Source organism: Candidatus Cloacimonadota bacterium (assembly GCA_011372345.1).
Classification (GTDB): Bacteria; Cloacimonadota; Cloacimonadia; order Cloacimonadales; family TCS61; genus DRTC01.
Map to the genome: position 1 here is coordinate 1 of DRTC01000537.1, position 7,545 is coordinate 7,545.

A 7,545-nucleotide genomic window follows, 5' to 3' on the forward strand; every position below is an offset into this window, starting at 1 on the left:
ATAAAATTTCCCAATGTTTTTCCGTCATCGCACCAAAATCAAAGATCGAAATTCCCTTTGCTCCGGCTGAGATAGAATAATCGATTGATTTCTGTAAAAATCCAGGTTTTGTTTCGGGAATGAAAAGTCCGGAATACAAAGGTCTTTCTTTTGGAATTGCCTGAATTTCTGATTCAACTGCCTTTTCGATCCACCTTAAATTTTTCTCATAAAAATTATAATAATTCATCGGAAAAACAGCATCCAGATCCCATTTCGTCCAATCCTGACGCACAAATCTCTTTGCCTGTTCTGGAATAGGAAAAACCGCTGCTGTGATCTTTTTCTGATGCTGATGAACAAGTTTGATGATCTGTTCCACCAAATTCGTCACATTATTAAGCCGGAATTGCAGCCAATCATTACTGGAAGCAGGATCTTGTAGATCGAGCGGATCGATTCCTGTTTGTTTTTTAAAAGCGTTTCGACAATCATCACAATAACAGAAATCGAATTCAGGAAATTCTCGGTCCTGCTTCAGATCATAAGTTGGCTGGATATATTTCGGCAGGATCACATCCGGATAGCGAATATAATCGAGATGAATGCCATCCAAATCTTCAATTTCAGAAAGATCTTTGATCCAATCCAATATAAATTTCTGAACTTCCGATTTGGTTGGACAAAGCCATTTGTAATAATCTACATAAGGTGGATTGTCTATTGAGGAATTTCCATTTCGACTGATATTATACCAGTCAGGATGATTTTGAAGAAGTTCCTGTTTATTGTGTAATAAAGTGATTATCCAATAATGAACTTCGAGACCAAAATCTTTCGCGATCGGAATAATTTTCTGGATGAATTCTTTTTCCCCGCGGCAGAGAATTCCAATAATGTTTGCTTTCCGGAAAAGTTCAAAATTCTTTTCTAATTCATTTATTGAGAAATGTTTCTCTTGAATCCAGATATAATTTTTTATTTCTTTATTCATTGTCTTCCTAAAATCCTTGAAATGGTTGCAATCTTCATACTTATTTCATATCACCACAATAAATTGCGGTGTAACTCTGATTTCAGAGAAAATTCAGAATAACACCAGATTTTTAGTCTGGTGAAAAACATCAAACATCATCACCAAAACCGTTTCAACCGTTTATCTTTTCTCTCGATTACTGTATAAATTTAAAATAAATTCCGACTGTTCCTGTAAAGAAAAAAAATAAAATAGTTGATTAAAAATTAAAGAAATTTTAAATGCTCTTTGAATATTAAAAAGGAAAATAAATGGAATCAGTATTGAATATAATCAAAGCAAAAGAAAAATTTCCTTGCAAATTGAACAAATTCGAGGGAGAAACTCTCAAGCAGCATTTTATTTTAGATGAAAATTCAATTAATAAACAGGAAGATAAAAAGGATATTTCCTATAAATATTATCAAGAAATAGAAGGTGTTAAATATATTCTGATCGAGGAGTATATGTTTCGGGATCGGGAAACAATTCTGGATATTAAACGAGCGATCGGAGTGAATTATTATTTGAATAAAGATAGTAAAAATATTTGACTTTAAAACTATAATTTTTTTTTGAATCTTCATTAAGAAAATTTAATTTTAATGTATTCTTTTTTTGTAAGAATACTACTTTGAAAAAAGGAATAAAATGATATTAGCAGATAAGAAAAAATATATTCCTAACGGATTACCCTTTCTACAGGCTCAAATTTTACAGCAAATTTACCTGGATATAAGTAAAAACAATCATACAAAATTAAATGTTATCTCAAAAATTTCAGATTATCCACCACAAAGTAAAATCCTGAAACTCTTTCATATATTCCAACAGGATTAAATCTCCGTAATGGTCGGAATTTGCAGCCTTAACCATTTCGAAGGTTCAATTTCCTTCGGAGATTTTGGAAGAATTCCTCTGTTTGTAACTCCCAAAACCTTCGGGACAAGGTTTGGTTTCATATAAGGAATAAAAAATTATGAGAAAATCATCTACCTTTTTTATGATCCTGCTTTTAATATCTCTACTTCATTCTGAAAAAATAACACTCGAACAAAGCATTGAACTGGCAAAACAAAATAATAAAGAATTGCTTTCAGAGAAAAATGCCTTGCAGACAGCAGGCTGGACTCAGAAAAATGCCTTCACAAATTTCCTGCCTAAATTGTCCTTTAATTCAACTGCTATCCGCATCGATAACAACACTTATCAAATGGCAAACCAGATGATAGAAATGCCTGTCATATTCAATGGACAGCAAATGATGATCGAAATTCCTGCTGCTGCAATGAGTGGAGGAATTTACAAAACTAATTATATGAACAACATCATAGTACAGCAACCTGTCTTCAATGGCGGAAAGACAATTATCGGATATCAGTTAGCAAGACTTGCCAAACAGCAAGCGTTAAATACTCTCCAAAATAAAGAAAATGACATTGTTTTCCAGGTTGCTGGTACATATTTCAATATTTTAAAATTATCTGATTTGAAGGAACTGGCTGAAAAAAGTCTTAATTCCTCGAAATCACATTTACAGCTGATCAAGAAGAAATATGAAGTCGGGATCGGACAAAGATCGGATATTCTGCAGTGGCAGGTGAAAGTAAAAAATGATGAGACTTCGCTGAATGAAATTACCAATAACATTAAAATATTGAAAACAGTCTGGAAAAACCTGCTTGGATTGGAAGAAGATATTTTAATGCCGGAAAAAATTCAAACACAAAATTATAATGCGGAAATTCAGGAATATTCTGCTTTAAATTCTGCTGAAATTCAAAACAAATTAAATCTTTATTTGAACCAGGTTAAATCCCAAAATCCAAATTTGAAAACACTTGAACTTTCCAGAAAAATGATGAAAAAGAATTATTTGATGGCAAAGGGGAATTTCCTTCCTTCCTTGAACCTGCAATTTACTTATGAGATCGAGAATGACGATAAATTCGATCTTTCCGGAGAGGAAAACTGGAATCTTGCTGCCGTATTATCAATGCCGTTATTCTCCAGCGGAGCGAATTATACTAATCTGAAAAAAACCAAATATGAAATGCTGCAAACTGATTTGATAACTGCATCAGCAAAAGAGAATTTATTATCCGGAGCGGAAGCAACATTTTATAATCTGATCACTAAAGCCCAATCCTGTGAAAATAATAAATCTGCCCTGGAACTGGCTCAGGAAAATCATAAAATAATCAATGAGCTTTTTGAACAGGGAATGGTCACCAATACAGAACTGATCGATGCGGAAATTTTGCTGTTCAGCAGTGAGATGAACTTGATCTCATCGATCTATGATTTTATTTTGAGTAAATATGAGATGAAGAAATGGACAAATTAACTCACCCTCAATCCCTCTCTTGGGAAGAGAGGGAAGAAATTAAGGAAATCTTTTTTATTTCCGTTAAAAAACTCCCTTCTCCTTTTTAGGAGAAGGGCTGGGGATGAGGTAAAAAAAGGAGAAAAAAATGCTAAAAAAAATAATCCTGATTTTCTTAACAATTATGTTTTTCATAACAGCGTGTGAGAAAAAAACTGAAGAATCATCAGAACAGGAAAAAGAATTTACGGGTGCAAGAAATGTTAAAACAATTACTGCTGTTCGCAAAGATATTTCAGAATACATCGAATATTCCGGAATGCTGGAAGCAGAAAATGTGATCGATATTACTCCTGCTATTCCAACAATCATCAAAGAGATCTTTGTTGATGAAGGAGATATTGTTCATGAAGGTGATCTGCTCGTGAAGATGGATGATTCAAGTTTGATCCAGGCTGTTGCCCAGGTCGGGAATCTTGAAAAAAATTACAATCGTATGCTCGAATTGAAAAAAAGCGGTTCCATTGATGAAAAGACTTTTGAAGAAGTGGAAACTGCCTACAAAATAGCGAAATCCAATTTTGAGTTTTTACTGGAAAACACGGAAATCAAAGCACCATTTGACGGAATGATCACGCTCGTCTCCCAGAAAGAAGGTGAAACTTTCAATTCGATGATGAATCCGGTTCTAATTCGTTTGATGAACCTGAATAAGATAAAAGTTAAAGTGAATATTTCCGAACGAGATATTTCCAAACTGAAAAAAGGACAGCAGGCAGTTATTAATATCGATAGCGAAACGGAATCAGATTTTATCGGAAAGATATCCTTTATATCTCCCGAAGCTGATCGCTTCTCCGGTACTTTTTTATGCGAAATAACTCTAAATAATCCGGAAAATATTCTTAAACATAACCAGTTCTGCCGAATTAGACTTCTAACAAAAACCAGGAAAAATGTGATCGCTCTCCCTCATTCTGCAATTTTAAATTCTAATGAGATATTTCTTGTTCGGAATAATGTAGCAAAGATGAAAACTGTTAGAACCGGAATAGAAAATGAAGAAGAAATAGAGATCATTTCCGGGATCGAGGAAAATGAAGAAGCAATCATCGAAGGTAATATCGGTTTGCGGGATAATGGTGAAGTTCGGATCAACCATTAAGAACATGAAGAAAATAGCCACAAACAAGTACAGAAAACACAAAAATTATATGATGATTCGAGTTCAGAAGAGCGAAGCGAAACTGGACTTGAATCGGGAGAGCAGTTAAGATTTTTAACTGAATTCCATCTAACTGAAGTTGATGAAGTCCAGTCACATTTTTCTTATCCATGTTAATCCGTGAAATCCGTGAGCAAAAATCCGCGGCAAATAAAAGGAATTAAATAATGAAGTTACCTGAATTTTCAGTAAATCGACGCATCACGATTTTAATGCTGACTATTTTGATCATAATTGTGGGAGGAATTTCTTTCACCAAACTTGGTCTGGAAATGCTTCCCGATATGGATTATCCGGTCATTTCGATCATCACCAGTTATCCGGGAGCATCTTCCCAGGATGTGGAAGAGACAATTACCAAAACGATCGAAACTGCAATCGCTGCTGTTAAAGATATAAAAAGCCTGAAATCGGAAAGTATGGAAAATGTTTCGCTGATAATGGTCGAATTCAACTGGGGAGCGAATCTTGATTTCGCAGCCCAGGATTTGCGGGATGTCATCGATCAGATAACCGATTATCTTCCTGATGAAGTTTCCCGACCGCTCGTGATGAAATTCAATCTTTCCCAAATGCCGATCCTGATGTATGGAGTTACAGGCGGAGAAAATACATTCCAGTTACGAGAATTGCTGGAAGATGATGTTGCCACTAAATTAAAGACTCTGATCGGAGTCGCTTCCGTCATGGTCATGGGTGGAGATGAAGCAGAAAAACAGATCATCGTCGATAAGCAGAAACTGGAACATCTTAAAATTTCGATAGATGAAATTGTGCAGATAGTTGCTGCTGGAAACTTGAATATGTCTGCCGGTCATATCCAGAAAAGTAAAAATGAGTATCTTGTTAGAACGATAGCGGAATATCGTTCTACCGAAGAAATTTCCAACCTTCCCATTAAAATCACGCCAACCGGAAAAACGATCTACTTGAAAGATGTAGCAGATGTGATCGACGGATTCAGGGAACAGCGATACAAGATCAGAACCGATAAAGAACCAACCGCGATGCTGATGGTTTCCAAAGAATCCGGAACCAATACTCTCACAGTCGGGAAAAGAGTTAAAAAGAAGATTGCAGAAATCGAGGAAGGATATAAAGGAAATATTAAATTTGCCGAAATTATGAATATGGGAAGACCTATCGCTAAAGTTACAAGAGGAGCGGCTGCCAACCTGATCATCGGAGGTATTCTGGCGATTGCGATCATGTTCCTATTCTTGCGGAACTGGAGACCAACTCTGGCGATTTCTCTCGCGATCCCAATTTCTGTTGTCGCCACCTTTATTTCGCTCTATCTTGCCAAATATTCTTTGAACATTATGACTCTTGGTGGTCTTGCTCTTGGAGTCGGGATGCTGGTTGATAATTCCATTGTGGTGATCGAAAATATCTATCGGCATCTGGAACTCGGTGAGGACAAACTCAAGGCTGCAAAATTCGGAGCAACCGAAGTTGGCATGGCGATAACTGCTTCAACCTTAACAACTATCGCTGTTTTCTTCCCGATGATCTTCAGCGAAGGAATGACCGGAATTTTAGTACGCGGTTTAACCCTGACAGTTTCTTTTTCCTTATTCGCATCTTTATTTGTCTCTTTAACCATTGTACCGGCAATTGCTTCCGTCATATTCAAAAAAGGAAGAGCCAGAGAACAGAAAGAAAAAGAACAGAGAATCTTCGATAAATTGAGAAAAAAATATATTAGATCACTCGAAAATGTGCTCCAGCATAAAGCCCGGGCTTTGATCATAACCGGAGCCCTATTCATTCTTTGTCTTGCCATCCTGGGACTACAGGCAAACGGAGTTATCAATGTTATCGGAACAGAATTTATGCCGGCACAGGACATTCCCTTCCTGATGATGAATGTTAAAATGCCGTTGGGAACACCTCTCGATGAAACCAATGCTGCCATCAAGCAGATCGAAGATGTTTTAAGCGAGATTGAGGATGTCCGTCATACCATGGTTCTGGTCGGACCAATGTCTGATTCGCAGGCAATGGCTGACCCAACCAATCCGCAGGAAGTTAATGAAGCCCAGATTTATGCTCGTCTTTATGAGATCAAGGACAGGAAAAGGAGTTATGAAGAGATTCAGGATTTGGTAAGAAGCCGGATTCCGGATATAGAAGGAGCAACTCTGACTTTTCTTTCCAGGGAAGAAATGATGGGTGGAGGAGCATCTAATCCGATTGAAATCAATATTTATGGAAAAGATCTGAACACTTTATCCGATCTTGCTTCTCAAATAGAAAACAGGATCACTAATACAGAAAATGTGGCAGATGTGATCAATTCCCTGAAGGAAGGAAAGCCGGAAGTTCATATCATCATCGATAAAGATAAAGCCTTCCGCTATGGACTAACTTCTGCTCAAATCGCTTCTGCAATCAATACTGCAACTCTGGGAACAGTTTGCGGTATTTTTCGCAAAGCAGGTGATGAGATCGATATCCGGGTTCGTCTTGCTGAAAAATACCGGAATAGTTTTGAAGATATTGAGCATCTTTCGCTTGTTTCTCCGCTGGGATTTTCAGTTCCTTTGAACCAGCTGGCATATCTCGAACATTCCACAGGTCCGAAAAAGATCAGCAGGGAACATCAAAGCAGGAAAGTGACTTTGACCGCAGGAATTACTGGCACAAAAGACCTTGGTGGTACTGTTAAGAAAGTGCAGGAAGCGATTTCCGATATAACTGATGATCTTCCACTCGGTTATTTTATCGAATTCGGAGGTTCATTTCAGGATATGCAGGAAGGATTCAAGACTCTCGGTTATGCTCTGATCCTTGCTATCATCCTCGTCTATATTGTGATGGCTTCCCAGTTTGAATCAGTAAAACAGCCATTCATCGTCATGTTTACCATGCCTTTAGGATTGATCGGAGTTCTGGCTATTTTGATCATAACCCGTACAACTCTTTCCGTTGCCAGCTTCGTCGGAGGAATTATCCTTTCCGGAATTGTGGTGAATAATGGGATAGTTCTCGTGGATC

Annotated in this window: 6 protein-coding genes; 5 read left to right on the forward strand and 1 reads right to left on the reverse strand. The window is 37.0% G+C overall.

Going from position 1 to position 7,545, the window contains the following annotated elements:
• A partial coding sequence (locus ENL20_10210) for a hypothetical protein (protein ID HHE38929.1) occupies positions 1-973 on the reverse strand: 973 nt, incomplete at its 3' end.
• 293 nt (positions 974-1,266) lie between these two features.
• On the opposite strand from ENL20_10210, the gene ENL20_10215 reads away from it, so the two are divergent.
• The 5 genes from ENL20_10215 to ENL20_10235 form a co-directional block, all read left to right on the forward strand.
• Positions 1,267-1,548 (forward strand): hypothetical protein, encoded by a 282-nt coding sequence (locus tag ENL20_10215; protein HHE38930.1) that lies wholly within the window; start codon positions 1,267-1,269, stop codon positions 1,546-1,548.
• Between the two features lie 97 nt (positions 1,549-1,645).
• Positions 1,646-1,834, forward strand: a complete 189-nt coding sequence (locus ENL20_10220; GenBank protein ID HHE38931.1) for a hypothetical protein — start codon at positions 1,646-1,648, stop codon at positions 1,832-1,834.
• Between the two features lie 139 nt (positions 1,835-1,973).
• The gene (locus ENL20_10225; protein ID HHE38932.1) at positions 1,974-3,341 is read left to right on the forward strand and encodes a TolC family protein; all 1,368 of its coding nucleotides are present in this window, start codon (positions 1,974-1,976) and stop codon (positions 3,339-3,341) included.
• A gap of 127 nt (positions 3,342-3,468) precedes the next feature.
• Positions 3,469-4,485 (forward strand): efflux RND transporter periplasmic adaptor subunit, encoded by a 1,017-nt coding sequence (locus ENL20_10230; protein ID HHE38933.1) that lies wholly within the window; start codon positions 3,469-3,471, stop codon positions 4,483-4,485.
• 227 nt (positions 4,486-4,712) lie between these two features.
• Positions 4,713-7,545: efflux RND transporter permease subunit (locus ENL20_10235; protein ID HHE38934.1), on the forward strand; the 2,833-nt coding region annotated here is incomplete at its 3' end.

Coding starts and splice junctions, on each gene's coding strand:
- ENL20_10215 (HHE38930.1), top strand. CDS start 1,267: ATGGAATCAGTATTGAATATAATCAAAGCAAAAGAAAAATTTCCTTGC.
- ENL20_10220 (HHE38931.1), top strand. CDS start 1,646: ATGATATTAGCAGATAAGAAAAAATATATTCCTAACGGATTACCCTTT.
- ENL20_10225 (HHE38932.1), top strand. CDS start 1,974: ATGAGAAAATCATCTACCTTTTTTATGATCCTGCTTTTAATATCTCTA.
- ENL20_10230 (HHE38933.1), top strand. CDS start 3,469: ATGCTAAAAAAAATAATCCTGATTTTCTTAACAATTATGTTTTTCATA.